General features: G+C 38.1%; 15 protein-coding genes. 7 read left to right on the forward strand and 8 right to left on the reverse strand.

Annotated elements, in window-relative coordinates; all coding sequences use genetic code 11:
* The first annotated feature begins 37 nt into the window (after positions 1-37).
* The 3 genes from JIV24_RS10760 to JIV24_RS10770 are packed head-to-tail and all read left to right on the forward strand — an operon-like array spanning position 38 to position 8,584.
* Positions 38-3,139: an efflux RND transporter permease subunit gene (locus tag JIV24_RS10760; protein ID WP_200465042.1), complete on the forward strand. Its 3,102-nt coding sequence runs from the start codon at positions 38-40 to the stop codon at positions 3,137-3,139.
* 11 nt (positions 3,140-3,150) lie between these two features.
* Positions 3,151-7,878, forward strand: coding sequence for an efflux RND transporter permease subunit (locus JIV24_RS10765; protein ID WP_200465043.1), 4,728 nt, complete (start codon positions 3,151-3,153; stop codon positions 7,876-7,878).
* A complete protein-coding gene (locus JIV24_RS10770; protein WP_200465044.1) occupies positions 7,865-8,584 on the forward strand; it encodes a hypothetical protein in 720 nt (239 codons plus the stop codon). The genes JIV24_RS10765 and JIV24_RS10770 overlap by 14 nt, the downstream gene beginning before the upstream one ends.
* A gap of 109 nt (positions 8,585-8,693) precedes the next feature.
* Here JIV24_RS10770 and JIV24_RS10775 read toward each other — a convergent pair whose 3' ends face one another.
* Positions 8,694-8,963 carry a DNA-binding protein gene (locus tag JIV24_RS10775; RefSeq protein WP_200465045.1) on the reverse strand — a complete coding sequence of 90 codons (270 nt, stop codon included), beginning with the start codon at positions 8,961-8,963 and terminating at the stop codon, positions 8,694-8,696.
* Positions 8,964-9,211: 248 nt separating this feature from the next.
* Here JIV24_RS10775 and JIV24_RS10780 point away from each other — a divergent pair, with 248 nt between their 5' ends.
* A complete protein-coding gene (locus JIV24_RS10780) occupies positions 9,212-9,637 on the forward strand; it encodes a VOC family protein (RefSeq protein ID WP_200465046.1) in 426 nt (141 codons plus the stop codon).
* Positions 9,638-9,642: 5 nt separating this feature from the next.
* On the opposite strand, the gene JIV24_RS10785 is transcribed toward JIV24_RS10780, so the two are convergent.
* Positions 9,643-11,028 (reverse strand): sensor histidine kinase, encoded by a 1,386-nt coding sequence (locus JIV24_RS10785; protein ID WP_200465047.1) that lies wholly within the window; start codon positions 11,026-11,028, stop codon positions 9,643-9,645.
* 192 nt (positions 11,029-11,220) lie between these two features.
* On the opposite strand from JIV24_RS10785, the gene JIV24_RS10790 reads away from it, so the two are divergent.
* Together JIV24_RS10790 and JIV24_RS10795 are read left to right on the forward strand one after the other, a co-directional pair.
* Positions 11,221-12,552, forward strand: coding sequence for a DEAD/DEAH box helicase (locus tag JIV24_RS10790; protein ID WP_200465048.1), 1,332 nt, complete (start codon positions 11,221-11,223; stop codon positions 12,550-12,552).
* A 32-nt stretch (positions 12,553-12,584) separates the two neighbouring features.
* Positions 12,585-13,583, forward strand: coding sequence for a diacylglycerol/lipid kinase family protein (locus JIV24_RS10795; RefSeq protein ID WP_200465049.1), 999 nt, complete (start codon positions 12,585-12,587; stop codon positions 13,581-13,583).
* A gap of 69 nt (positions 13,584-13,652) precedes the next feature.
* Here JIV24_RS10795 and yidC read toward each other — a convergent pair whose 3' ends face one another.
* Together yidC and JIV24_RS10805 are read right to left on the reverse strand one after the other, a co-directional pair.
* The gene (yidC, locus tag JIV24_RS10800) at positions 13,653-15,497 is read right to left on the reverse strand and encodes a membrane protein insertase YidC (protein WP_200465050.1); all 1,845 of its coding nucleotides are present in this window, start codon (positions 15,495-15,497) and stop codon (positions 13,653-13,655) included.
* Positions 15,498-15,518: 21 nt separating this feature from the next.
* Positions 15,519-17,120 (reverse strand): CTP synthase, encoded by a 1,602-nt coding sequence (locus JIV24_RS10805; RefSeq protein WP_200465051.1) that lies wholly within the window; start codon positions 17,118-17,120, stop codon positions 15,519-15,521.
* Positions 17,121-17,406: 286 nt separating this feature from the next.
* Between JIV24_RS10805 and JIV24_RS10810 the strand changes: the two genes are divergently transcribed.
* Positions 17,407-19,974 (forward strand): phosphoenolpyruvate carboxylase, encoded by a 2,568-nt coding sequence (locus JIV24_RS10810; RefSeq protein WP_200465052.1) that lies wholly within the window; start codon positions 17,407-17,409, stop codon positions 19,972-19,974.
* Positions 19,975-20,427: 453 nt separating this feature from the next.
* Here JIV24_RS10810 and JIV24_RS10815 read toward each other — a convergent pair whose 3' ends face one another.
* The 4 genes from JIV24_RS10815 to hcp form a co-directional block, all read right to left on the reverse strand.
* Positions 20,428-21,711, reverse strand: a complete 1,284-nt coding sequence (locus JIV24_RS10815; protein WP_200465053.1) for an alginate export family protein — start codon at positions 21,709-21,711, stop codon at positions 20,428-20,430.
* Between the two features lie 78 nt (positions 21,712-21,789).
* The gene (gene nrfA / locus JIV24_RS10820) at positions 21,790-23,304 is read right to left on the reverse strand and encodes an ammonia-forming cytochrome c nitrite reductase (protein ID WP_200465054.1); all 1,515 of its coding nucleotides are present in this window, start codon (positions 23,302-23,304) and stop codon (positions 21,790-21,792) included.
* 21 nt (positions 23,305-23,325) lie between these two features.
* Positions 23,326-23,907: a cytochrome c nitrite reductase small subunit gene (gene nrfH / locus JIV24_RS10825; RefSeq protein WP_200465055.1), complete on the reverse strand. Its 582-nt coding sequence runs from the start codon at positions 23,905-23,907 to the stop codon at positions 23,326-23,328.
* Between the two features lie 191 nt (positions 23,908-24,098).
* Positions 24,099-25,730, reverse strand: a complete 1,632-nt coding sequence (hcp, locus tag JIV24_RS10830) for a hydroxylamine reductase (RefSeq protein ID WP_200465056.1) — start codon at positions 25,728-25,730, stop codon at positions 24,099-24,101.
* Between the last annotated feature and the right edge of the window lie 95 nt (positions 25,731-25,825).

Here is a 25,825-nt window from a genome sequence, read left to right on the forward strand (position 1 = left end):
ATCTAATGTCAATTTGTAAAAATCTAACAACAATAATATGAGATCAATTTCTCGTTTTTCGGTTAATTACCCGGTTACAGTGTTGATGATTGTTTTAGGTATCATCTTATTGGGTGGTATCTCACTTTCACGACTAGGAACTGATTTGTTTCCCGATCTTCAAAATCCAAGGATTTATGCCGAAATCATTTCAGGAGAGCGTTCGCCCGAAGAAATAGAAAAACGCTTTGTTGAACAGGTTGAAGCATTAGCGGTGCGTCAAAGTGGAGTTTTGAATGTTTCATCGGTAAGCCGGGTAGGTGCGGCCATTGTTACTGTTGAGTACGATTGGGGGAAAGATATTGATGAGGCTTTCCTTGACCTTCAGAAAGCTTTAACACCTGTTAGCCAGAATGAAGATGTAGAAGAACTTAATATTTCTCGTTTTGATCCGAATGCATCGCCTGTTATAAAAGCAGCTTTTAGTCATAATGAGGTCGATGACATGAATGCCCTGCGTAAAGTAGCAGAGAATTACATTCGTAACGAACTGATTCGCATTGAAGGTATTGCTGATATTCGTATCTCGGGTGAAGAAAATGCCGAAGTAATGGTTGTCGCCGATCCGCATTTGCTTGATGTGAATAACCTGACCACCACATCCTTATTGAATACCATTAATAATTTCAATCAGAATGTGTCTGGTGGCTCTATTGAAGAAATGGGCCAACGTTATATTATTAAAGGTTTAAGCTCATTATCGGCTCTTCATGATGTTGAAAACCTGGTGGTTAAATTGAATCAGAATGGTACGGAAGATATCCAACAGGGGGCAAGTCAGGCAACTTCAACTGAAACATCGCCAGTGCTTTTGAAGGATGTAGCTGTTGTTAAGCTGCAAAATAGAGAACCGGAAAGCATTGTCCGTATAAACGGACAAAGGTGTTTAGGTATTTCCATTTATAAAGAAACCCGATTTAATACGGTTGCGGCCGTAGAGAAATTAGAAGAAGCATTTACCGGCATTCAACAACGTTTGCCAGGATATCAATTGCAAGTAGTCAATAATCAGGGAGCTTTTATCCAAAGTGCCATAGGTGAGGTACAGGAGAGTGCACTACTGGGTATTATTCTCGCGGTTTTTGTATTGTTTATTTTCTTGCGTCGTTTTGGCGTTACGCTGATTATTAGTCTGGCGATTCCGGTATCCATTATTGCTACTTTTAATTTAATGTACTTTAATGGTTTAACACTCAATATAATGACCTTGGGTGGTTTGGCTCTGGGAGCTGGTATGTTAGTTGATAATGCCATTGTGGTAGTTGAAAACATTGTCAGGAAAATTGAAGAAGGACTTCCGGTTAAGCAAGCAGCCATTGAGGGCACATCAGAAGTAGGTGGGGCTCTAACAGCATCAACACTAACCACCATTGTTGTATTTCTTCCCATCGTATATTTGCACGGTGCTTCGGGTGAATTATTTAAGGATCAGGCCTGGACAGTGGCGTTCTCCTTGTTATCATCTTTAGTGGTGGCGCTGCTGGTTATACCGGTGTTAAGCAAATATGTATTTAAAGGTAGTGAAAGAAAAACTCCGGTGAATAAGCCAACAGAGACAGGGTTTAAAGCTTATCATCGTTTCTTAACAAGGGTCTTGAATAACAGAGCATATATTTTAGTTGGAGCATTATGTATTATCGCTGTTACAGCATGGATATTGCCCCGTGTTGGAAGTGAGTTTATGCCTGAGATACAATCCAATGAAGTAACCATTGAAACTGTTTTTCCTGCTGGTACATCACTTAATAAAACGGATGTTACGCTTATTCAAATGGAGCAAATGGTTATGGATGCTTTTGGTGATAAGCTGAAATGGATATACACACATGCCGGACCAGAAACTTCTGGCGAAACAGCTTCAACATCAGAGCAGGGCGAAAATACGGGCTTTATAAAGCTGGTATTAAAAGATGAAGTGCATGCGTCATTTACTCAGGTTGTAGCGGTCTTAAACGAGCTTTTTGGAAGTGTAAGCGGACTTGAAATGCGCTTTGTGCAAGAACAATCGGCCATTCAAACATTACTTGGGAACGACGAAGCTCCTTTAGTAATCGAAATTGAAGATAATAATTCCGATAATTTGGAGGAGTCAGCTATTTTGGTAACCGAGAGTATCCGACAAAATACTGAGATATACAATGTTAAAAGTTCATTTGAAGATGGTGCGCCTGAGGTAAACGTAGTGATTGATCGTATAAGGGCTGGTATCTTTAACCTGGATGTATCAAGCATTATGAGCAACCTGTCTAACTACCTTTCCTCAAAGGATGGCGGAAGCATGGAGATCAATGGCGATTTAACCGACATAACTCTTGAAACGCCTGATGTCAGACTTAATGAATTGGCCGATTTGAAAATTTCACAAGGCGATAAGGATGTCCTATTATCAGAAGTAGCAACAATATCAATTGGTCAGGCACCACGAGAAGTATTACGAAACAATCAAAAACGAGTGATTCGTATATCGGCTATGGTAACTGATAACAGACCTTTTGATCATTTTGCAGCCGATTTAGAACAGTCAATTCAACAACTAAATATTAACCCAACATCAACAGTAAGTATTTTGGGTGAAGAAGAGAAGCGTAAAGAAGCTTTTGGAAGCCTTCAGTTTGCGCTTATTTTGTCAATCATTTTGGTATACATGGTAATGGCTTCGCAGTTTGAATCATTGTTACATCCGTTTACCATATTGTTAACCATTCCTTTGGCAGGAGTTGGTGCTGTTTGGGCTTTTTACATCTTAGGTCATACTTTTAATATTATGGCCTACATTGGTATTGTAATGTTAGCTGGTATTGCGGTTAACGACTCCATTATACTGGTGGATGCTATCAATCAGTATAAAAAGGGAGGAATGTCCTTAAAAGATGCTGTTATTGCTGCAGGTCAGCAACGTGTCAGGCCAATATTAATGACCAGTTTAACCACTATTTTAGCTCTGGTGCCCTTGACGTTCGGATTTGGTGATAGTGCCTCATTACGTGCGCCAATGGCCATTGCAGTTATTGGAGGTCTGGTTACATCGACGCTATTAACGTTGGTGGTGATACCTTGTGTGTATTTTGTGTTTGACCACTTATTTAACCGAACCAAATAGAGTTGGCAGGTATGAGAGAATTAATAAATCGAAAAGTACTTGTCAGCATGTTGTTTGTGGCACTCACCATGTTGGGTGTTATTTCATACAGACAATTGTCCTTTGAATTGTTGCCCAATACTGAATATCCTCTACTGTTTGTGCAGGTAAGAGCTAGTACCGAATTGGATCCTTTGCACATGGAACAAGAAGGAGCCATACCTGTTGAAGGCATCATAAGTACTTTGGAAGGCATTGAGAAAATAGAAACACGGGTGCGACCAGGGCAAGCCATGATTTTGGTATACCTTTCGCGTAATGCTGACGTCAAATACAGTTATCTCAAACTTGTTGAGAAGATCGAGGGTGCGTCAAACGTTCTACCTGAAACAATGATGGCTCAAGTGTTTAAAGCTGATGTGGAGCAAGTTAATAGTCAGTTTATGACTGTTCAGGTCAGGGGTGAAGGTGGTGTTGACCGTATTAGAAATGTCATCGAGCAAGATATAAAAAGTAAACTCGAAAGTGTTGATGGTGTTTCATCGATTCAGGTTTCTGGTGGTCGGCAAAAATCAGTTGAAATCATTTGTCGTCAGGATGTATTGGATAGTTATGGCTTAACATCCGGCCGCATTCGCCAATTGATTACTTCCGGACAGAATGAGAAAGTTTTCGCCGGGAAAGTAGTGAAAGGTCAAATGCAATATTATGTCACTGCTGAGGCTGACTATAATCGCATTAGTGATGTGGAGAATATTGTGGTGAAGGCTGATGGACCAGTACTGTTAAAAGATGTAGCGCAAGTAAACTTTAGTGTTAAAGAAGATGATTCATACAGTCGTGTGAATGGTATGGAATCGGTGTCAATTTCTATTGCGAAAGATGCCCAGGTCAACATGATTGATTTATCAGAGAATACCATTCATTTGATTGATCAGATAAACGACGAATATAAAGCCAATGGAATTGAGCTGGTTGTAGTTAGTAATCAGGCTGAAACAATGGAAAGTAATCTCGATTCAATTATTGAGTTAGCTTTTGTAGGTGGCATATTGGCCATATTTGTTTTATGGATATTCTTAAACAATATTCCGTTAGTAGGAATGGTAATGCTATCTGTTCCACTTTCGGTATATGGAGCATTTAACTTTTTCTTTGCCAGCGATATTTCAATTAATGTGTTAACCTTGGTTGGATTGGCATTAGCCATTGGTATGTTGCTCGATAATAGTGTGGTAGTGATGGAGAATATCTATCGCGTTGCATCAACTGGCAGGCATTCAGGAGAGGATAGTGTGGTTAAGGGAACCAAAGAAGTGTGGCGCTCGGTAACAGCTGCCACCTTAACAACAATCTCTGTATTTCTACCATTTGTTTTCTCAGAGCAGATGATTTTCAGAGAAATAGCGAAACACATTAGTGTATCCATAATTTCAACTTTGGTGGTGTCATTGCTAGTGGCATTAATCCTTATTCCAATGCTTTCCCATTTATTCCTGTCAGGGATAGTACGAAATCGCATTGAAGCTCTGGAGAAGCTGGATTTACACAATAAACTGGTGCAGTACTATATTTTGCTGTTAAAAGCTACATTACGTCGACCTGCAGTAACCATTATTGGTATTTTGCTTGTGTTTTTTGTAGTTCTCATTGTTAGTATTGGTGTTAGTGTAACAACACAACAAGAGGCCGAAACCAAAGAGTTTAACATTAGCGTTGAGATGTCAGCAGGCTCCATGTTATCTAATACTGACAAGGTGGTGCGTGAAATTGAGAACCGATTGGCAGATATTGAAGAGAAGGAGGATGTAGTGGCTCAGGTTTACGAAGATGAGGCCAGCATTTCTGTTATTCTGAAAGAAGACTATCAAAAAATTGCCAAACGCTCCATTCCTGAAATTCGGGCTGACATACAAGAGCGCATTGATGAAGTGGAGGGCGGGGAGATTAGTCTTTCACAAAGTTCAACATCGGCCATGGGTGGCAATGGTGCTTTTGGTTCAAACCCTGGTTTAGGTATGATGATGTTTCTTGGTTTGGGTGAACAGGAAGAAAAGGTGGTAATCAAAGGGGAGGACTATGACCAAATGCTCATGGTGGCCAATGATATTAAATACTATTTAGAGAACAATATTGATAACCTGCAGCGTGCCCGTATATCTAGCTCCAATAAACGACCGGAAGTTCATTTAGATATGGATGGTTATTTAATGGGGCTTATGAATATTTCACCTAATAACGTGGCATCTGAATTATTTACTTTTCGTTCAGAAGTGAGTTCAGGCGGGCAATTGAAAGTTGATAATGAGACCTATGACATCATCATGAAGACGGTGGATGATGACCGTTTAGATGAAATACCGGCCAAAACAATGGATGACTTGCAAAAGTTAAACATCACCAATAATCAGGATGCTATTGTGCCACTGCGAGATTTCTCAGAAATAAACTACGCATCCGGGCGTACGGAGATAATGCGTGTTAATCAGGAGAAAGAGATAGAAGTAACTTACCGCTTCTCTGATGAAGTAAATAACTCAAAAACCATATTGGAAGATGCTCGTTTGCAAGTGGATGAACTAGTGGCTTCAATTCCGGTTTCTTCAAAGGTATCCTTAAAGGTGATACATGAAGAAGACATGTTTGCCGAGTTTAAGTTTTTAGGCTTAATTGGCTTGCTGTTAGTATTTATGATATTAGCATCGGTGTTTGAATCTTTAACTGCGCCGGTAGTGATGCTCTTTTCTGTTCCTTTGGCTGCTATAGGCTCATTATTAGCCTTGGTGCTAACAGGTAATTCACTGCTCAATATCAACACATTCATTGGTTTCCTGATTTTACTCGGAGTGGTGGTCAATAATGGGATTTTGCTGATTGACTATTCGCGACAGCTTAGACGAGAAGGTTATAATCATGCCCGTGCATTGATGCAAGCAGGTATCTCTCGTATTCGACCTATAACCATTACAGCCATAACCACAATTATAGCTATGATGCCATTGGCTATGGGGAAATCGGAATACGTAGGTGTTTTAGGGGCGCCCTTTGCCATTACAGTAGTTGGCGGATTAAGTTTTAGTACCCTGTTAACGTTGGTATTTATGCCAACATTTGCCTTTGGTCTAGACAGTGCATTGGGGTGGATTCGTAGCCTTCAATTTTGGCTGAAAATGCTCATTTATGTATTATGGACGGGCGGATTAGCTTTGGTTTATTTTTATTCAGATGCCTCATTTGCCTGGCAAATGCTTTATGGAGTGTTGATAATTAGTGGTGTTCCGTCTATCGTGTATTTTGTGAAATCATCATTGCGAATGGCAAGTGCTAATTTATTGAAGCCTGAGGAAGAAGTGAATATCACCATTCGTAATCTGGTGAAAGTATACGACAGAGATACCCAGTTTATTCGTGAATATAAAGCACGTTTGAAAAAGCAAAGGGACATCGATTCTTCAAAAAATAAATCGAAAAGACAGTTTATTAAGCAATTGGTTTGGCAAGTGCCATTATTTGGTTTTGCCATCTACTTTACCTGGTGGTACCTCGATACCGTTTTATGGGGGTTGGTGTTCACCATCCTTAATTATTTCTTTTTCAAACAGGTTTATAATGATTGGTTTAGGTCAAATGAAAAACAAAACCGTTTTGTAAATCTGCTTGGCAAATTAATAAACCTTGGTTATCCGGCCATTGGAATGGTGATACTTGCAATGCATTGGAGTGCCCTTTCTCTTGCCATAGTTGTGGGTGTTTTATGGTATTTATTATTAATACTAGTTCACTCTGGCAAGAAATTGAAAAGTGAAAAAGTAAACATTGAACGTATTACCGGACGATTTGCTGGCTGGCGACGTTCATATTACCGCTTATTAAGAAGTATGCCTGGTATAGGTAAACAAAAGACACCATTCAAGGCGCTTAAAGGCATTTCATTGGAGTTTAAAACGGGTATGATTGGTTTGCTCGGCCCCAATGGTGCTGGTAAAACGACTTTAATGCGAATTATCTGTGGCGTATTGGAACAAAGCTATGGTAAAGTATATATCAATGGCTATGATACAGCAGAAAAGCGTGAAGAACTGCAAGGGATTATTGGTTATTTGCCGCAGGAGTTTGGAACTTATGAAAATATGTCTGCATTTGAGTTTCTGGATTATCAGGCTATTGTAAGAGGAATTACTGAAGCTGCACTTAGAGAAGAACGTTTAGAGTATGTGTTAAAATCAGTGCATATGTGGGAGCGAAAGGACGATAAAATTGGCTCGTTCTCAGGTGGTATGAAACAGCGAATTGGTATTGCTATGATTTTGCTTCATCTGCCAAAAATATTGGTTGTTGATGAACCAACGGCAGGTTTGGATCCACGCGAACGTATTCGTTTTCGAAATTTATTGGTTGAGTTAAGTCGCGAGCGTATTGTTTTATTCTCAACACATATTATTGAAGATATATCAAGTTCGTGTAATCAGGTAGCGGTAATGAGCAAAGGAGACCTGAAATATTGGGGCGAGCCAAGTCAAATGGTTAATATAGCCAACAATAAAGTATGGCAATTTGATATTAAAGCCGAGGATTTTGAATCGGTTAATAAGCAACATTTGGTAGTACATCATATGCGAGACAGAGAAAATATCAGAGTACGTTGTATTGCTAATAGTAAACCGGTGGAGGATGCTGTTGGCGTAAGTGCCGTTTTAGAAGATGCCTATATCTGGTTATTAAAAAACAATTTAAGGAAACACTCAGATGACAAACATTAAAAGCATAGCCAGCCTTAAATTACTTCTTAAGTTTATCAAGTATAACCTTAAGATAGTTTTCGGAAACAAATTTGTGTATTTCTTAGGAGCATCACTTATATTCTACCTTTTAATTACTTCCATTAGCTTGTTTGCAGCCGATTCAGTTAGTGTCGAAGGAGTATATTATCAGTTAATGTTCCCTGCTTTTTTGCTCATCTTTTTTCCGACTACTTATGGCATTCAAAACGATGAAGATGCACGTATTCTCGAAATCTTATTTGGTATACCTAATTATCGCTATAAAATATGGTTGGTCAGACTGGTGATGGCCTTTTTTATGGTCTTTTGGTTTATCTTTTTAATGACTAACCTTAGTAGTTTTTTGCTCATTAATATTCCAGTTTGGGAAATGACTTTACGCCTTATGGTTCCAGTGCTACTATTCGGTATGTTAGGATTCTTTTTTAGCACCGTGGTAAAAAATGGTAACGGAACGGCTGTTGTGGTGGTAATAATTGGTTTGCTGGTATGGCTGTTTACCGAATTCATGGAAGGAAGTCCCTGGAATGTGTTTTTAAATCCGTTTGATTTGCCATCAGGTATGAGTGAGATAGTATGGGATAGTGTTGTGTTAAAACATATGCGAACATGGCTTATAGTTGCATCTGTAGCATCTCTTTGGGGATTGCTTAACCTTCAGAACAGAGAGAAGTTTATAAAATAAACTGTTGAAGAGTTTAAAACTAAAGTTTTTGCCTATTCGAGTACTAACTTTGACTAACAAGCATAAAAAAAGCGCCAATAGGCGCTTTTCTTTTATCTGATGTAAAACGTTAACTTTGAGCAACAGGCGTTTTGCCTTCGATAATGTTGCGGGCCATTTCCAGGATAGTTGTGTCATCTAATTCTACAATACCGCCGTCGGGTCCTTGTTCAAGATGTATCCCTACACTCTTACCTCGATCATAGTTGGCACCGCCAAAGTAATTTCTTACTGTTTCTACGTCGAGGTTTAACTCTTCAGCAATTGTGTGAATGCTTCCATCAGGCAGACTATCCTTAATCTTCCTTAGCTGATTAAATGTGATTGTTGTTGTACTCATATTGAAATGGTTTAATAGTAAATATAAGTCTGTAATAAAAATAGAAAATTTATTCGAATATTAAAATTTAGTGGGCACTCATTATCGATAATTCACCGTGTTTTAATGTTTTATTAACCTCTGTTTTGATAAATTTACTATGAATTAAAAACCGTGTCAACTGCTAGTGGTACATAAGTCATCAAATTGGAATATTACTGATATTATTCTTATTTTTATTCTTTCTAAATAATTTAAAAGTATACGTTATGGCAACAGTAAATCCATACATTACTTATGAAGGTAATTGCGAAGAGGCTTTTAACTTTTATAAAACGATTTTTGGTGGTGAATTTGAAAACCTGAGTCGTTTTAAGGAAATGCCATCAGAACATCCGATTCCTGATTCGGAGGCTGATAAAATAATGCATGTATCTCTGCAGATAAGTAAAGAAACTGTATTGATGGGTAGTGATTCATCACCAGCGTTTGGCCCGCCTTGTATAGTTGGTAACAATATTTCAGTTTCAATTAATGCTGATACTGAAGATGAAGCAAAACGGCTATTTGAAGGATTATCAGAAGGAGGTCAGGTTAATATGCCACTTGAAAAAACCTTTTGGGGTTCTTTGTTTGGCATGTTTACTGATAAATATGGTATTAACTGGATGGTGAGTTATAATTACGAGCAGTAATCAAATTAAGCTGTCAAAGCATTTTCGCTGTTAGAAGATGGAAGTGTTTTGGCAGTTTGTAATGGTAATGTAACTGTAAATACCGACCCTTTAGATAATTCTGAACTCACGGCTAGTTCCCCACCCAGTGTTTCTATGATGCTTTTTGAAATGGCCAATCCTAAACCAGTACCATCTTTTACCGTGTTTTCACCCTCAATCTTTACAAAGCGTTCAAATATCGTTTCAATGTTATCAGGGTGTATTCCTACTCCTGTGTCACTAACTCTAAAAATTACATGTGAGGCATTTGTATTATAATCAACTTTTACACTGCCTTTTTCGGTATATTTAATCGCGTTGTTAATGAGGTTAATCAATACTTGCTTCAGGCGTGTTTCATCGCTTGTTATTAATAGCTCTTCTTTATGACTGGTATTGGCAAAGCTTATCTCCAAATCTGTTTTTTTGAGTTGATATACTTCTTTTAGTTCATTTATAATGCTTAATACACCAACTTCATGGATACTATACTTAAATTGATTCGATTCAATCATAGAGATATCAAGGATGTTTTCAATCACATTAAGCAGATAATGGCCGTTAATACTAATTGTTCGAAGAAATTGATTTCTTTCCGCTTTATCATTGTACATACCATTTTGTACAATTTCTGAAAAACCCATGATAACGTTTAAAGGCGTGCGAACTTCATGGCTCATATTGGCCAGAAACTTTGTTTTTAAATCATTTGCTTTTTCGGCTTCATTCTTGGCACTGTTTAATTGTATTATCTTCTCTTTCAGTACTTTTTCTAGCACATTGTGTTTTTTGATATAATCGCCAAGTCCTTTTATTAAAATAGATAGTGGTATTGAGGTAATAGAACAAACAACAAGAGAATTAATAGCTATAGTAAGCCAATCCATAGTGCTGTAAAGGTTTACACCTAAATTTGGAAACCATCCATAATATAGGCCAAATGCAACTATAGAGGTGAAACAGATATGTAAGCTAAGGCCATATATTACACCTCGTATACCCATTAAAATGGATGTCAGTATCATAAAACCGATAAAGTAGCTGAATCCTGCTCCTTTAGGGCCTAAAATTAGAATAAGAGAACATCCAACGATAAGAGGTAGACAAATAAGTATGTGTACTTTTGTGCGAAGCTTAAAAGGGTTCTTAAGCCATAAGTATAAAAGTGAAGCATAAACGACTGTATCAATTATAGCAACTGAATACACTTTATGTACTATACTCATATACATGCCAAAGGCATATGCTGGTAATCCAACAATGGATACTATTAGTATTATACTCTTGTAAATCTTCTCGCGCCAATAGTTCAATCCATCATCTAACTGAAACTCGCTGGCTGCCAGATTATTTTTAACCCAACTCTTCATCAGAAAAGTATTACGAAAGTATGTGTAAAAGGTTATCTCAAAATGTGTTAAAAAAATAAACGTGATGACACAGAAAAATCATTTGTTGGCAAAATGATTGTTTTCGGCAATAATTAGTTAATAATTCATTATTGAAATATCGGATTAGTTATATAAAGCCATTACTTTTGCAACAAACTAAATTATTGGACATTGAAGTTTACAGACTTAAATATTAATACCGTTCTTCTAAATGCCTTGGAAGATATTGGTTTAACTGATGCAACGCCCATTCAGGAAAAAGCTTTTCCGGTAATTATGTCGGGAAAAGATGTGGTAGGAATTGCGCAAACAGGAACTGGTAAAACCTTTGCTTATATATTACCTATTCTACGTCAATTAAAGTATTCAGAAAAAAAACATCCGCGTGTGCTGGTATTGGTTCCAACGAGGGAGCTGGTAGAGCAAGTCGCAGGTGAGTTTCGTAAGATGACCGAATACATGAGCGTTAGAGTTGGTGGGGTGTATGGTGGTACGAATATAAATACGCAGAAAGAACTTGTGTATGCAGGTTTGGATATTCTGGTTGCTACACCAGGACGCTTGATTGACCTGTGCTTAACGGGTGTACTAAGACTTAAAACTATCCAGAAACTGGTAATTGATGAAGTGGATGAAATGCTCAACCTTGGCTTTAGAGCACAATTAGAGCAAATTCAGGAGTTATTACCTGATAAACGTCAAAACCTGATGTTTTCAGCCACAGTTACCGACGATGTGGAGACCTTAATTAATCAATGGTTTTATAACCCAATCAGGGTTGAAGTAGCGGCAACAGGAACGCCATTGGAGAAAATATTTCAGACTGGTTATATCGTTCCGAATTTTTATACCAAACGCAATTTGTTGGTTCACTTGCTGGGGAGTGATAAAACGATGGAAAAGGTATTGGTTTTCGTTCAGAATAAAAGCCTTGCCGATTTGCTATTTGATGAATTAAATGCCGAATATCCAGAACAAATTGGTGTCATACATTCTAATAAATCGCAAAATTTCCGATTTCGTATGGTTGAGGAGTTTTTGGAAGGTAAAAGCCGTGTATTGATTGCCACAGATTTGATTGCACGTGGTATGGATATCTCACAAGTAAGCCATGTAGTGAACTATGACTTACCCGAAACAGCCGAATCTTATATTCACCGAATTGGCCGTACAGGTCGTGCTGAATCTGATGGTATGTCAATTGCTTTTGTTACTGAAAATGATGAAGAGATTTGGGCTTCTATTCAGCGTTTAATGAAGAAAGAGGTGGTGTTGCATCCCATGCCTGTGGAGGTTAATGAAAGCGAACGTTTGTTAGAATCGGAGAAAGAAATTCTGGCAGGAATGAAGTTGGTTAAAACGCCAAAAATTACTGTCCAGAAGGGTGCGGCTTTCCACGAAAAGAAAGATAAAAACAACAAGACTAATCAGGGAGGTTCTTATCGCAGGAAACTTGCAGCCAAATATAAGAAGCCAAAAACAAGAGGTCAGAAGCGTAAATAACAGTTCGCTATAAAGCTAATTCATAAGTTGAAATGAAAAATCGCGTACTATTTCTTATCAATCCAATTTCAGGAATTGGAAAGCAGAAAACAGTTGAGCAAGCTGTTGAGAGTGAAATTGCACACGATAGGATAGAGGTAGAAATAGCCTATACCGAATATGCTGGTCATGCCAGGGAGTTGGCTCAGAAAGCCATTGATAAATTTGATGTCGTTGTTGCAGTTGGTGGTGATGGAACTGTTAATGAGGTTGGTTCGGCCTTAATCAATACAACTACTGCCTTAGCAATAATTCCAACAGGTTCGGGAAATGGCCTGGCGCGGTATTTAGATATTCCATTAAAGGTTAATAGAGCTATTCAGGTGATTAACCACATGGAGATAAAAAAAATTGACACTCTAAAAGTCAATGATCAGGTTTCATTGAATGTTACCGGTATCGGTTTTGATGCCCATATAAGCCATAAGTTTGCCAAACAAAAGAATCGCGGGCCTGCAGGATATGTAAAGTTAATTGCTCTTGAATACGCAAAATACAAGGCGTCAGTTTATCGTATTTCTATCGATGGAAAAACATTTGAGCTACCTGCTTTTATGATCACATTTGCTAATTCATCGCAGTGGGGTAATAATATTCATATTGCACCGCAGGCCAAAATCGATGATGGCTTAATTGATGTTTGTATTATCAAGGAATTTCCGTTTTATGACGGGCCTTCTTTGTTAATAAGTATTCTGGACCAAAGTGTTGATCAGCGGCGATATGATGTGGTGACGAAAGCTAAGGATATTATCATTGAAAGTGATAATACGCTATTAGGTCATTTAGATGGCGAACCTGTAGAGCTTGGTAAAAAGGCTGAAATAAGGATTCATCCGCTTTCGTTACGTGTGATTGTTCCACCTGCTGATTTTCGCAAGAATTTCTTAGACCCTTTGATGGAATTAAAGGAGCTATTACCTCCAATTCCGAATATGCCTCATTTGCCTAAAAGCTTGCGCCAGGGCAACAAGAATAATGCTTCAGAATAAATAAAACATATAATAATAAAGCCGTTTGATGATTATCAAACGGCTTTATTTTATCATACACATTAAGTGTTATTTTCTCTTACCTTTTTTACCAGCTTGTGCTTGTTGCTTTTGCATATCTTCTAGTCGCTGCTGGAATTTCGATTTCTTGCTTGGCTTCTTCTTATTGGCATTTAGTTTTGCCAATAGTGCATCCTCATCAACAAATCGACGGATTAATAAAGTCTGTCCGATAGTGATTAATGTTGAGATAAAGTAATAGTAACTTAATCCCGATGCATAATTATTAAAGAAGAACAAGAACATCACTGGCATCATGTACATCATACCTTTCATACCAGGCATTTGCTGACTGCTTTGAGTCATTTCCTGATTGATACGAGTATACACAATATTAGTGATGGACATTAATAAACAGAATAAACTAACATGGTCGCCATAAAATGGGATTTCAAATGGAAGTTGGAAGATTGAATCATACGATGATAAATCATCTGCCCATAAAAATGCTTCGCCACGTAACTCAATAGATGCCGGGAAGAATTGGAACATCGCAAACAGGATTGGCATCTGCAATAACATAGGTAAACATCCACCCATAGGGTTTACACCTGCCTTACGATATAGCGCCATAGTCGCTTGCTGGCGCTCCATTGCTTTATCCTTCGGTATCTTATTATTTATCTCTTCAATCTGTGGCTTTAACACTTTCATTTTAGCCGTAGAAACATATGATTTATATGTAAGAGGGAAGAGGAGTAGTTTAATCAGAATGGTTAATAACAGAATAATTAAACCATAGTTGCTAATAAAACCTTCGAAGAAATGGAAGACCTCAATAACACCTAAATTAATGATGCGTAATGGTCCCCAACCCAGATAAACTAATTTACGAAGTTGATATTCCTCTTCGAATGGTTTTAAGGTTTTAAAGTCATTAGGTCCGAAATAAAACTGAAACGCCAAATTGTCATTACCTGAGTAAGGTACATTCACCAATGCTTTGGCATTCATAATTAATTCATCACTTTTTTCTTCAGGTGCTTCAGTTGATACTTCTCCGCTTAAGAAGTTATCTTTTGAAATAAACACGGATGAGAAAAACTGGTCTTTAAAAGCTACCCATTGTACTTTGGTACTTAATTTCTCACTATCTGAGCTGGCTGCATTAATATGGTCAACATCTTCCTGATCATATTTGAAATAAACACCCGAACGCTGACGCTCAAAATCAGGAGCTTTCTCTTGCGCATCCATACGCATATTCCACTCAATACCTAAAGAACCGGTATTGGTTGACATGATACTGGCCATATTACGAGTTGTAATATTGAAATCGGCCATGTAGCTGTTATCTGGTAGGGTGTATGAGAAGGTCATTTGTCCTTCTTCTGCATTCACCACAAAATCAGCTTTGTCAGACGAGGTTGAGGCTACATCAAAATATAAATTATTGGTATGGAAATTACGGTTACTATGTGTAAAGTAAAAACCAAACTTATTTTGGTCACCATGCATTAAGACAACCGGGTTGCCTTCGTGATTATTGTATTCTTTTAATTCAACCGAATAGATGCGAGCACCTTTGGTTGATATTTTCATTTTAATCAGATTGTTTTCAAGCGTCACAAATGACTGCTGACCATCCGCTGCTGAAGCGAAGAAACCATATTTGCTTGCTTTTTCAGCTGCAATGGTAGCAGGGTCTTTCTCAACAACTTCCTGTTCTGCTTCTACTTTTCTGGCAGCATCGGCTTGGGCTTCAGCTTCGAGCCTAACTTTTTCTACCAAAGCGATAGAGTCACGTCGACGCTGCTGTTCGGCTTGTTGTTCTTCCGATGGTTTGTTTATCCACCAGAAGAAACCCAGAATAACGGTGATAAGTACAATTCCGGTTATCGAATTTCTATCCATTTTATTTCTTTGTGTGTTAGTTTATTCTTGAATTGCGGCTTTTATAAAGGCCATAAAAATAGGATGTGGCTTTAAGACTGTACTGCTGTATTCAGGATGGAACTGAACACCAACAAACCATTTGTGTTCTGGTAATTCCATGATTTCAACCAGTCCTGTTTCCGGATTGCATCCAGCAGCTTTCATACCTGCCTTTTCGTATTGGTCGAGGTATTCGTTATTAAATTCATAACGATGACGGTGACGCTCCTTAACATCATCTTTGCCATATGCTTCAAATGACTTTGTGCCTTTTTTAAGATTGCAATCGTAAGCTCCTAATCGCATGGTTCCACCCATGTCGGTCACATTCTTTTGATCTTCCATCAAGTCGATAACTGCATTTGGCGTGCGTTCATTCATTTCGCGTGAGTTAGCTTCACCTAACTTTAATACATTGCGGGCATATTCAATAACGGCACATTGCATTCCCAAGCAAATTCCTAAGAAAGGAATGTTGTTCTCGCGAACATATTTAATGGCTGATAACTTTCCTTCAATACCACGATGACCAAAGCCTGGAGCCACTAATACACCATCTAAGCCTTTAAGTTTTTCTGCAGCATTATTATCGTTGATTTCTTCAGAATGAATTAACTCAACTTTAGCTTTACGGTTGTTGTAGGTTCCTGCATGATGCAAGGCTTCAATAATTGATTTGTAGGCATCAGCTAATTCTACATATTTACCAACCAATCCAATTTTAACCGTTTTTTCAGCCTTGTATAGTTTGTTCAAAAAGCCTTTCCAGTCTTTTAAAGCAGGTTTTTCATCGATTGGCAAATCAACTTTCTTCAGCACAATTTCATCTAATCCTTCTTCCTGCATTTTAACAGGAACTTCATAGATTGTTTTAACATCAATTGACTGAATAACGGCTTTACTGTCAACATTACAAAACAAAGCCACCTTGCGACGAATATCTTGCGATAATTCTTTTTCAGTTCGTAAGACCAATACATCTGGCTGAATACCATTTTCAAGCAATTGCTTTACTGAATGCTGTGTTGGTTTCGTTTTTAATTCGCCCGATGCACTTAAGAAAGGTACCAAAGTTAAGTGTACAACTGCTGCATGATTTCCTAATTCCCATTTTAACTGACGAACAGCCTCAACATAAGGTAAGGATTCAATGTCGCCAACAGTACCACCTATCTCTGTAATTACAAAGTCATATTTATTCTTGGTACCAAGTAGCTTTATATTGCGTTTGATTTCATCGGTAATATGTGGGATAATCTGAACAGTTTTACCAAGGTAATCTCCTTTACGCTCCTTATTAATAACGTTTTGGTAAATGCGTCCTGTAGTAACATTATTAGCTTGTGATGTAGGAACATTCAAAAAACGCTCGTAATGCCCTAGATCTAAATCTGTTTCTGCACCATCTTCGGTTACATAACATTCACCATGCTCATACGGATTTAGTGTTCCCGGGTCAACATTTAAATAAGGATCAAGCTTTTGAATGGTTACTTTATAGCCTCTTGCCTGTAATAATTTTGCTAATGAAGCTGATATAATTCCTTTTCCCAATGAGGAGGCAACACCTCCGGTTACAAATACATATCTTGTTTCCGGCACAACAATAATTTTATAAGTTTTTTCAATTGCTCAATACGAGCGAAAATTACAAGCTACAAAGGTAGAAAAATACCATAATAATCAGTTAACTTCTTTTTAAATTAATATCTCATTGTTCTTAAACCTTCAACTTGAGTAAAAGCTTAAAAAATATTAAAGAAATATTTCGTTATAGTATTGCTTTTAAAAACATCTTATCTTTGTATTTGTTATAAAGAAGAGGTTATTGCTTTTGATTTATAAGCTAATCTTTTTCAATAGTTAACAATACACAAATATATTTCGAATGAACCAAATTGAGAGGTCTTATCGTGAGTTGGTTGAGCTTAAGTACCAGCTTTATAATAGTTTATTTCTCACACTTCCATTGGATGCAGTACAACAAACCGGATTATTGTTGCCATTGTTAAAAGAAGCCTGTGAGAATGGATTCGACAGCGGAGAATCACCTTCGGCCATCATTAATAGTTTTTTTAAAGAACATAAACCAGATTTAACCGAAAGAGAACGTATTTCTTTTTTGTTTAAAATCATTCAATACGTCGAACGTCAGATTGTATTGATTGATGCACTTGAAGAAGCAGCCTATACTAAAATACATCGTATTAATGATTCAGATTCGTGGGGGAGAATAAAGCAAAAGGTTGAAAATCGCAACCTGGAAGAACAAATGGAAGAGCTCCTCGACACATTTGGAATCCGGGTGGTTCTTACAGCTCACCCAACACAGTTTTACCCGGGGCGCGTACTGGCTATCTCAACAGATTTAACTGAGGCTATCACGAATGATGAAGTAGGGTATGCACGCGATTTGCTGCAGCAATTGGGTAAAACACCTTTTTATCGCAAGAAAAAACCATCGGCCTATGATGAGGCCATGGCGCTCACCTGGTATTTAGGTAATATTTTTTATTCGGCAGTTGGGCAGTTACTGGATCGAATTGATGAGTTTTTCCCCGGTAAAATAGATCACAACAAAGAATTAGTCACCATGGGTTTTTGGCCTGGAGGCGATCGTGATGGTAATCCGTTTGTGAAGGTCGATACGACATTAAAAGTAGCCCGAAAGCTACGTTTTACATTGGCTACCTGTTACCATAACGAGCTAAAAGCCATCAAGCGTCGAATGAGCTTTGAAGGTGTTTATGATATTTTAAACGAATTGGATGAGCAATTTAGCGAAGAGCTGACCAATGCTAATGGTGAGAAGAATATTGATGTAAATCACTTATTATCGCAGCTAGATAAGGTTGAGAAATTGCTTAAAGATGAACATCAAAGCTTGTTTATAGATAAAGTAAAATCATTTAAACGGAAGATAAAGCAATTTGGCTTTTTCTTTGCTAGTATTGATATTCGACAGGATAGCCGAATAATTGGCAAGGCTTTTAATGAGGTGATGCGTGTTAATCCGGGGTTATTTCCGGATAACATGTGGGAATTAACCGAAAAAGAGCAATTAAACTTATTGTTGAAAGTTAAAGGTCGCATTGATACCAGTGTATTTGAAGATGATTTAGTGCGTGACACTTTAGAATCGATGAAAGCGATTCGTAGCATTCAAAACGAAAACGGACAGCGTGCTGCGCATCGTTATATTATCAGTAATTGCCGCGGGGCCATTGATATTGCCAAAGTAGTTTCCCTGGCACGATTATGCAGCTGGGGCGATGAGCCATTGTCATTAGATGTGGTGCCATTATTTGAAACGGTTGATGATCTTAAGGGAGCAGGTCAATCCATGAAGACGCTCTATAATCATCCAAAGTATAAAACGCATTTAGCCAATCGTAAAAACCGTCAGACGGTTATGCTTGGATTCTCAGACGGTACAAAGGATGGTGGATATCTGATGGCTAACTGGGGTATCTATCGTGCAAAAGAAGATATTTCAATGATTTCACGTGAATGTGATATTGAAGTTGTTTTCTTCGATGGGCGAGGAGGCCCCCCGGCACGTGGTGGTGGTAATACGCATTTGTTTTATTCGGCATTAGGAAAAACAATTGATAGTCACCAGATACAGCTGACTATTCAGGGGCAAACCATTAGCTCTCATTACGGCATTAAAGAGGCTGCTACACATAACCTGGGGCACCTGATGACAGCAGGCTTTGAGAATAATTTATTTAACCGTACAGATTCTGATTTAAGCGAAAGTCAAAGAGGGCTGATTCAACAAATGTCGGAAAGTGGCTATGACAAGTATGCTGCCTTAAAAGCCCATCCTTTATTTATTCCTTTCCTGGAAGAGCGAAGTACATTGAAATACTATGGACTGGCAAATATTGGTAGTCGACCATCAAAGAGAGGTGCAAGTGATAAGCTTGAATTTGATGATTTAAGGGCGATTCCTTTTGTGGGAGCCTGGAGTCAATTGAAGCAGAATGTGCCTGGTTTCTACGGTTTAGGAACAGCACTAAAAGAGCAGGAAGAAGCAGGTAATCTGGATGATTGTAAGGAGTTACATAATTCATCAATATTCTTTAAGGCTTTGATATCGAATAGTATGCAGAGTATGAGTAAAACAAACTTTGCATTGACTAAGTATATGGAGAATGATGAGAAGTTTGGTGATTTCTGGAAAATCATCTACAATGAATATTTGTTGACAAGAGAGATGGTGTTAAAGGTATCTGGCGATAAAGAGTTATTGGAAGATAATGCCAGAAGCCGAAATAGTATTAAACTGCGTGAAAGCGTTGTACTTCCATTGTTGGCCATTCAGCAATATGCACTCATTGAAATTCAAAAATATCAGGATAAACCTGAAGATGAGCACCTGGCTTTATATGAACGAATGGTGATGCGTTCATTATTTGGTAATATTAATGCCAGTAGAAATTCAGTTTGATTACATTAATCTATTTATAAGCAAAGAGCCGCTTTCATAATGAGAGTGGCTCTTGTTTTATAGTCAGAATTATGCACTTATAAGTCTTTGAAGAGGAGTTTGTTTAATAATTGAGTAAACTACAAGTTGTTGTAAGCACTTTTTGTAAAAAGTAAGCTTCGCTAATTTGTTTAAACCTTTCCAGTTGCAAAAAACAAACTTTGCTTAATGAAGTGAAGGCTCCCTGACGGAAAAAGAAGGTTTTGCTTTGTTAAGCGAAAGCTTCTCCATACAAAAAGGAACGTTTGCTTATGTAAGCGAAGCTTGCCCAATGAAAAAAACTGACTTTGCTTAAATGAGCGAAACCTGTCTTTTGAACAAGGTAGCATTCGCTTGCTTAAGCAAAGTCTGTTTTTTATAAAATAGGTTTATACCAAAAAATACAATGTTTAGCATTGCATAATCCTTGCAAAATTAGTCTTTCTTAGACTCAAATAAGGTTGGCTTGAATGTTAACTGAACCCAAGCCCAGTTGTTACCAGTGTTATTTTCTACGACACCTTTGATAGCGTATAATGCATCTGTAGCAAACATATGTGAGTAACCAAAATCTAATTGTACCTGACCATTATGTGAGTAACCGCACCATAGATCAATTTCAGTACCTAAGCCTTGGTCAAAGTTGTCAATTTTGCCATCAGCACTAAAAAAGTGAATAGCACCATTAAATTTTACTTTGCCTGGTTTAAAATTACCATTCACATATAAGTCATTCAAACCAACATTATTACCATGGTTGCCTACATAAAAATAGTCCATAAATCCATTGAATTTGTGATTGGTGCCGTAAAGAGGAGTAAAAGAGTTGAGTTTATCAGCGCCAGTTTGATCCGTACCTGAAAGCAATTCATAACCTGCTCCAATGTTTACTTTATCGCCAAGGGGCATTGTCGCATCAACGGAGAAGTTATAGGCTGATAAATCTACTTTGTCATCTGGTGTACCGAAGTTGTTCTTAAGCACTTCCTCACCGAATTGATAGTAGAAATTTCCAGCGAGTTTTACGCCTCCTAATGTTGTTTTGATATGTGTTCCTAATGTACGGCTACAAATAATATCCTGCTTTGTAATAGAACCATTAGCAAATTCTAAGTTTTGAGGTTTACCATTGTTAAGCAATAATACGCTTGCTGAATAAGATTTTCCTTTGTGATTTAACCAAATGAATTGCATCCGTTTGTACGCATCGGGTCCTGTATAGATATTGTTATTTAGATTTTGATTGTGATAGGCGAAACCAAAATGAACATTAATTTTGCTAGTATACTTTAAAAGGGCAACATCATGGGAGCGTGCTTGCTGAGCCCATCCTACACTGCCAAGTATGCGGTGATCATCATATACCAGTTGTTGGCGACCAGCTTTTAATGATAATTTATCATTCATAAACCATTCGGCCCAAGCCTGATGTAGATATACAACATTATTTCCATTCGTTGTTAATTGCTTCTCTTCACCCCATTTGCGAACATCTTGTAGAACGACCCCTACAGCAAAGGATTCATTTTTAAAATCGAGGTTTAATCGTGTTCTCTGGCTGGTGATTATAGATGCATCTTGATTTTCAAATGCAGGTGTTTTAACTCCGTGATTGTATTCTGTTCGCGGTCTGACTTCAGCCGAAAATTTCACCTGAGCATCTAGAGTGCTGCTCGCCAGCAATAAAACTGCAAGTAATAATATATTTCTAATCTTCATGATTTTTGATTTAGGATGATAAAAAAAAGTCCATCCGGCCTTGTTAGGAGTATGGCACCGGATGGAGTTTTTATGTAATTATTTCATGGAAGTCGTGTAACCAGCTTCTCGCTGCTTAGCTTCTTCTTGCCATTTTGGTAATAGCGTCTTCAAAAATTCATCTTTCTCAGCCTGAAGTTGTTCTACTGGTAAGCCAATGAATTCCTGTGCTTTTGTTTTGGTTGAGATATCCGGATAAGGTACTTCTTCATTATGACCCAGGTCAGCTAATAAGCGTGCCAATTTAATACGACCTTCTTGTGCAACAGTAATACCAGTCGCTATTACACGGCTTGTTTCTACAGGTGAATGGAATGAACCACCATGGCTGGCTGCTGCATAATCCCAACGCCATTGTGCATGACGGATATCGGTTAAAATGTCATCCATCTGCTCTTCAGTAGCACCAAGATCCCAGGCCGTTTTCGCTTCAACATGCATGCGAACAACCAGTTCTTCTAATTTGTCGCGGTTTTCAATAATGCGATCCTGACGCTCGTAAACATCTTCTATTAAGCTTGCTGTTTCTTCGCGGTGACAAACCTGACATGAGTTAGCAACATTATTTAGAGGGCTCTGGATGTGGTGATCGGTGAATTTAGTTCCGCCTTCGCTCTTATAAGGCATGTGACAATCGGCACAAGATACACCACGCTTAGCATGAACACCCGTTAAATATACTTCGTAACCAGGATGTTGAGCTTTAAGCATTGGCGCTTTACTCAATTTGTGTGTCCAGTCGGCAAACTCAATTTCATCATAATACTCTTCCATTGCTTCAGCCGACATACCCTTATCCCATGGGAAAGTTAGGTATGGAGAGCCTGGATGTGATTTTTTATTGAAGTAATACTCAACGTGACACTGAGCACAAACTAAAGAACGCATTTCCTGATGAGAAGCATCGTTGATATCTTTTCCCATTCTTTCAAAAGCCTCAACAAGAGCAGGGCGTGTAATCTTTAGGTTCATTGTTTCTGAATCATGACAATCGGCACAACCGATGTTATTCATTACTTCATGACCTTTTTCATCCCATTTGCCTTTGTAAAATTCAGCAGGACCCATTTCTGCCATTAAACGTGGTACGTCAGGGCTTTTGCATGTCCAGCAAGTGTTTGGCATTCCACTATGTTTTTCTTCCGTTGGACCACCTGTACGTAAAGTCTTCTGAATGTCTTCGATAGCATACATATGACCGCGGCCCTGATTGTAATCTTTGGCAAATCCGTATCCGGCCCAAAGTACAACTAATCGAGGATCAACCTCTAACATATCAATCATAGCAGCACCATTGTATTTGCTGGCAAAAGTGGTGTCTTTGGTATTCATATACGACTGATATTGCTTTGGGAAGTTTTGACCCCAAACTTCATTACGAGGTTCAGTTGGTGCATGTTTTACCTTTGGAGTATATGCAAAAACAGCCTCGGCACGACGTTCTATGACAGAAGAAGCTAGCAGGCCAAGTAAAAATACAACAACTATAGTCAATAAAAATATAGCCCAGCCTAGCCAGGGTTTGTCTTTTATTTGTTCACGTATTGGTTTCATAATATTTTCTTGATTTAGGTTTTATTCATTTAATTTTTGAAGCCAGTCGGGTAGAGGGCTCTCTGGAACCGGCACCCTGGCATGTGGTACGCTTGATAAGCTATTGACACGTCCGTGAGGTGTCTCGCGATGACACTCCCAACAAAAACGATCGCCAATATTCTGATGAACATCTGGTGTTTGCACCAAAAGCTTATCATCAGTAATGAGTTGTTCATGACAACGCACGCAATTTTGCTGTACCACTTTCTGGCCTTCTTCTTTTATGAAGATAACCTGAGGCTCAGCTCGCATCGTAAAAACAGATGCATGACGCATTCCGTCTTTTGCCTTGAAATAATAAGTATTAAATACATTGTCATGAGGTACATGACAATCACTGCAAGTGGCAACTTCGCGGTGCGCACTATGGCTCCATGTGGCATATTGCGGTGCCATAATGTGGCAATTAACGCATGTTTTAGGATCATCTGATAAATAGGAATGAGCCCTGGAAACATAAAACACATAGAAGCCTAAACCAACAAACACACCAGCTGCTAAAAGAACCGGTACATTCCAGTGTTCAGGAGGTTTGAGGAAATCAATCAATTTTTTACTCATAAAATATTTGATTTAGATTAGTGATATTAAGATAGTGGTTTTCAGAGTGTTTTAACAAATATTTAAGCATTTAAATACTTATTAATATTTATTCTAAATAACTGACGAATAAGGGAATGATATACCTAAAAGCCTGCATCTTTAAAATGAAGATGCAGGTTTTTAAAATTCTATACTGTATAGATTATTTACTAGTTAATCCACTTTTCAATGTCTTCTTTCACGGTGCTGATTCCACCAATTCCGAAGGTTTCAATTAATATTTTTGCAACATTTGGAGATAAGAATGCTGGCAATGTTGGCCCAAGGTTGATGTTTTTAACACCTAAGTGTAGTAATGCAAGTAATACAATTACTGCTTTTTGCTCATACCATGCAATGTTATAGACTATTGGAAGGTCATTGATGTCTTCCAATTCAAATACTTCTTTTAATTTAAGTGCTGTAACAGCTAAGCTGTATGAGTCATTACATTGACCGGCATCCAATACACGAGGTATGCCACCGATATCACCCAAAGGCAATTTGTTGTAACGGTATTTAGCACAGCCAGCAGTTAGGATGACAGTATCTTGAGGTAATTCATTAGCGAAATCAGTATAGTAGTTACGGTCATTCATACGTCCGTCACATCCTGCCATAACAACAAATTTCTTGATGGCACCGCCTTTAACAGCTTCTACTACTTTGTCAGCTAATTGTAATACCTGATTATGTGCAAATCCACCTACGATCTCACCAGTTTCGATTTCTGTTGGTGCGGCACATTTTTTAGCATGCTCAATGATAGCAGAGAAATCTTTCGCTTTCCCATCTACGCGGTCTGCAAAGTGTACACATCCGTCAAAACCTGATGCTCCGGTTGTGTATACGCGATCTTTATATGATGCCTTTGGCGGAACAATACAGTTAGTGGTGAATAGAATAGGGCCATTGAAAGATTCAAATTCAGTGGTTTGTTTCCACCATGCACTACCGTAGTTACCAACGAAGTTTTCGTACTTCTTAAATTTAGGATAGTAGTGAGCAGGTAACATTTCGCTATGTGTGTATACATCAACACCAGTACCTTGTGTTTGCTCCAATAATTCTTCTAAATCTTTTAAGTCGTGACCACTAATTAAGATTGCCGGGTTATTTTTAACACCAATGTTTACTGAAGTAATTTCAGGATTGCCAAACGACTCAGTGTTAGCTTTGTCTAGCAATGCCATTACATCAACACCAAACTTACCGCATTCAAGCACTAAGCCTACCAATTCATCAGCAGAAATTTCTTCTGAAATAGTCGCTACCAATGCTTTCTTTGCAAAACTGTAAATTTCTTCATTTTCGTAACCTAGGTTCCAGGCGTGCTCACCATAAGCAGCCATGCCTTTTAATCCATAGGTTAATAATTCTTTTAATGAGCGGATATCTTCATTTTCAATTGATAGAATACCAATTAGTAAAGCTTTTGATTCCATCTCATTTTCGTTTGCTGCACGGTAAACGGCACAGTCGTGAAGCTCAGCAGTTGCTCCAAGTTGAGATTTGATTTCATCCTGAATGGCATAACCTTCATTTACTTTCGCAGCAATTTTGTTACGATCAAAATTAGCGTTAGTAATGGTAATAAACATCGAATCGATGATGTATTTATTAGCCTTAGCCTGCTCAATGCCTTTTTCATCAGCTAATTGGCTTAAAACAGCAACACCTTTAGCGGTGTATAATAGTAAATCCTGTAGATTAGCTACATCGGAGGTTTTTCCGCAAACTCCTTTAATTTCACAGCCAGTTCCTTTTGCTGCTTCTTGACATTGGTAACAAAACATACTCATGATTATCGGTCTTTTAGTTATTGATTGTGATTAAATTTTCTTTAGTAAAAAAGTGAGAAATGTCTCGAATGAGGTGACTACCCCTAAGTTGGACG

It is taken from the genome of Carboxylicivirga marina, from assembly GCF_016612505.1.
GTDB lineage: Bacteria > Bacteroidota > Bacteroidia > Bacteroidales > Marinilabiliaceae > Carboxylicivirga > Carboxylicivirga marina.

Excerpts from the sequence above, each read along its gene's own strand:
- JIV24_RS10760 (WP_200465042.1), top strand. The coding sequence starts at position 38 with ATGAGATCAATTTCTCGTTTTTCGGTTAATTACCCGGTTACAGTGTTG.
- JIV24_RS10765 (WP_200465043.1), top strand. The coding sequence starts at position 3,151 with ATGAGAGAATTAATAAATCGAAAAGTACTTGTCAGCATGTTGTTTGTG.
- JIV24_RS10770 (WP_200465044.1), top strand. The coding sequence starts at position 7,865 with ATGACAAACATTAAAAGCATAGCCAGCCTTAAATTACTTCTTAAGTTT.
- JIV24_RS10775 (WP_200465045.1), bottom strand. The coding sequence starts at position 8,963 with ATGAGTACAACAACAATCACATTTAATCAGCTAAGGAAGATTAAGGAT.
- JIV24_RS10780 (WP_200465046.1), top strand. The coding sequence starts at position 9,212 with ATGGCAACAGTAAATCCATACATTACTTATGAAGGTAATTGCGAAGAG.
- JIV24_RS10785 (WP_200465047.1), bottom strand. The coding sequence starts at position 11,028 with ATGAAGAGTTGGGTTAAAAATAATCTGGCAGCCAGCGAGTTTCAGTTA.
- JIV24_RS10795 (WP_200465049.1), top strand. The coding sequence starts at position 12,585 with ATGAAAAATCGCGTACTATTTCTTATCAATCCAATTTCAGGAATTGGA.
- yidC (WP_200465050.1), bottom strand. The coding sequence starts at position 15,497 with ATGGATAGAAATTCGATAACCGGAATTGTACTTATCACCGTTATTCTG.
- JIV24_RS10810 (WP_200465052.1), top strand. The coding sequence starts at position 17,407 with ATGAACCAAATTGAGAGGTCTTATCGTGAGTTGGTTGAGCTTAAGTAC.
- JIV24_RS10815 (WP_200465053.1), bottom strand. The coding sequence starts at position 21,711 with ATGAAGATTAGAAATATATTATTACTTGCAGTTTTATTGCTGGCGAGC.
- nrfA (WP_200465054.1), bottom strand. The coding sequence starts at position 23,304 with ATGAAACCAATACGTGAACAAATAAAAGACAAACCCTGGCTAGGCTGG.
- nrfH (WP_200465055.1), bottom strand. The coding sequence starts at position 23,907 with ATGAGTAAAAAATTGATTGATTTCCTCAAACCTCCTGAACACTGGAAT.
- hcp (WP_200465056.1), bottom strand. The coding sequence starts at position 25,730 with ATGAGTATGTTTTGTTACCAATGTCAAGAAGCAGCAAAAGGAACTGGC.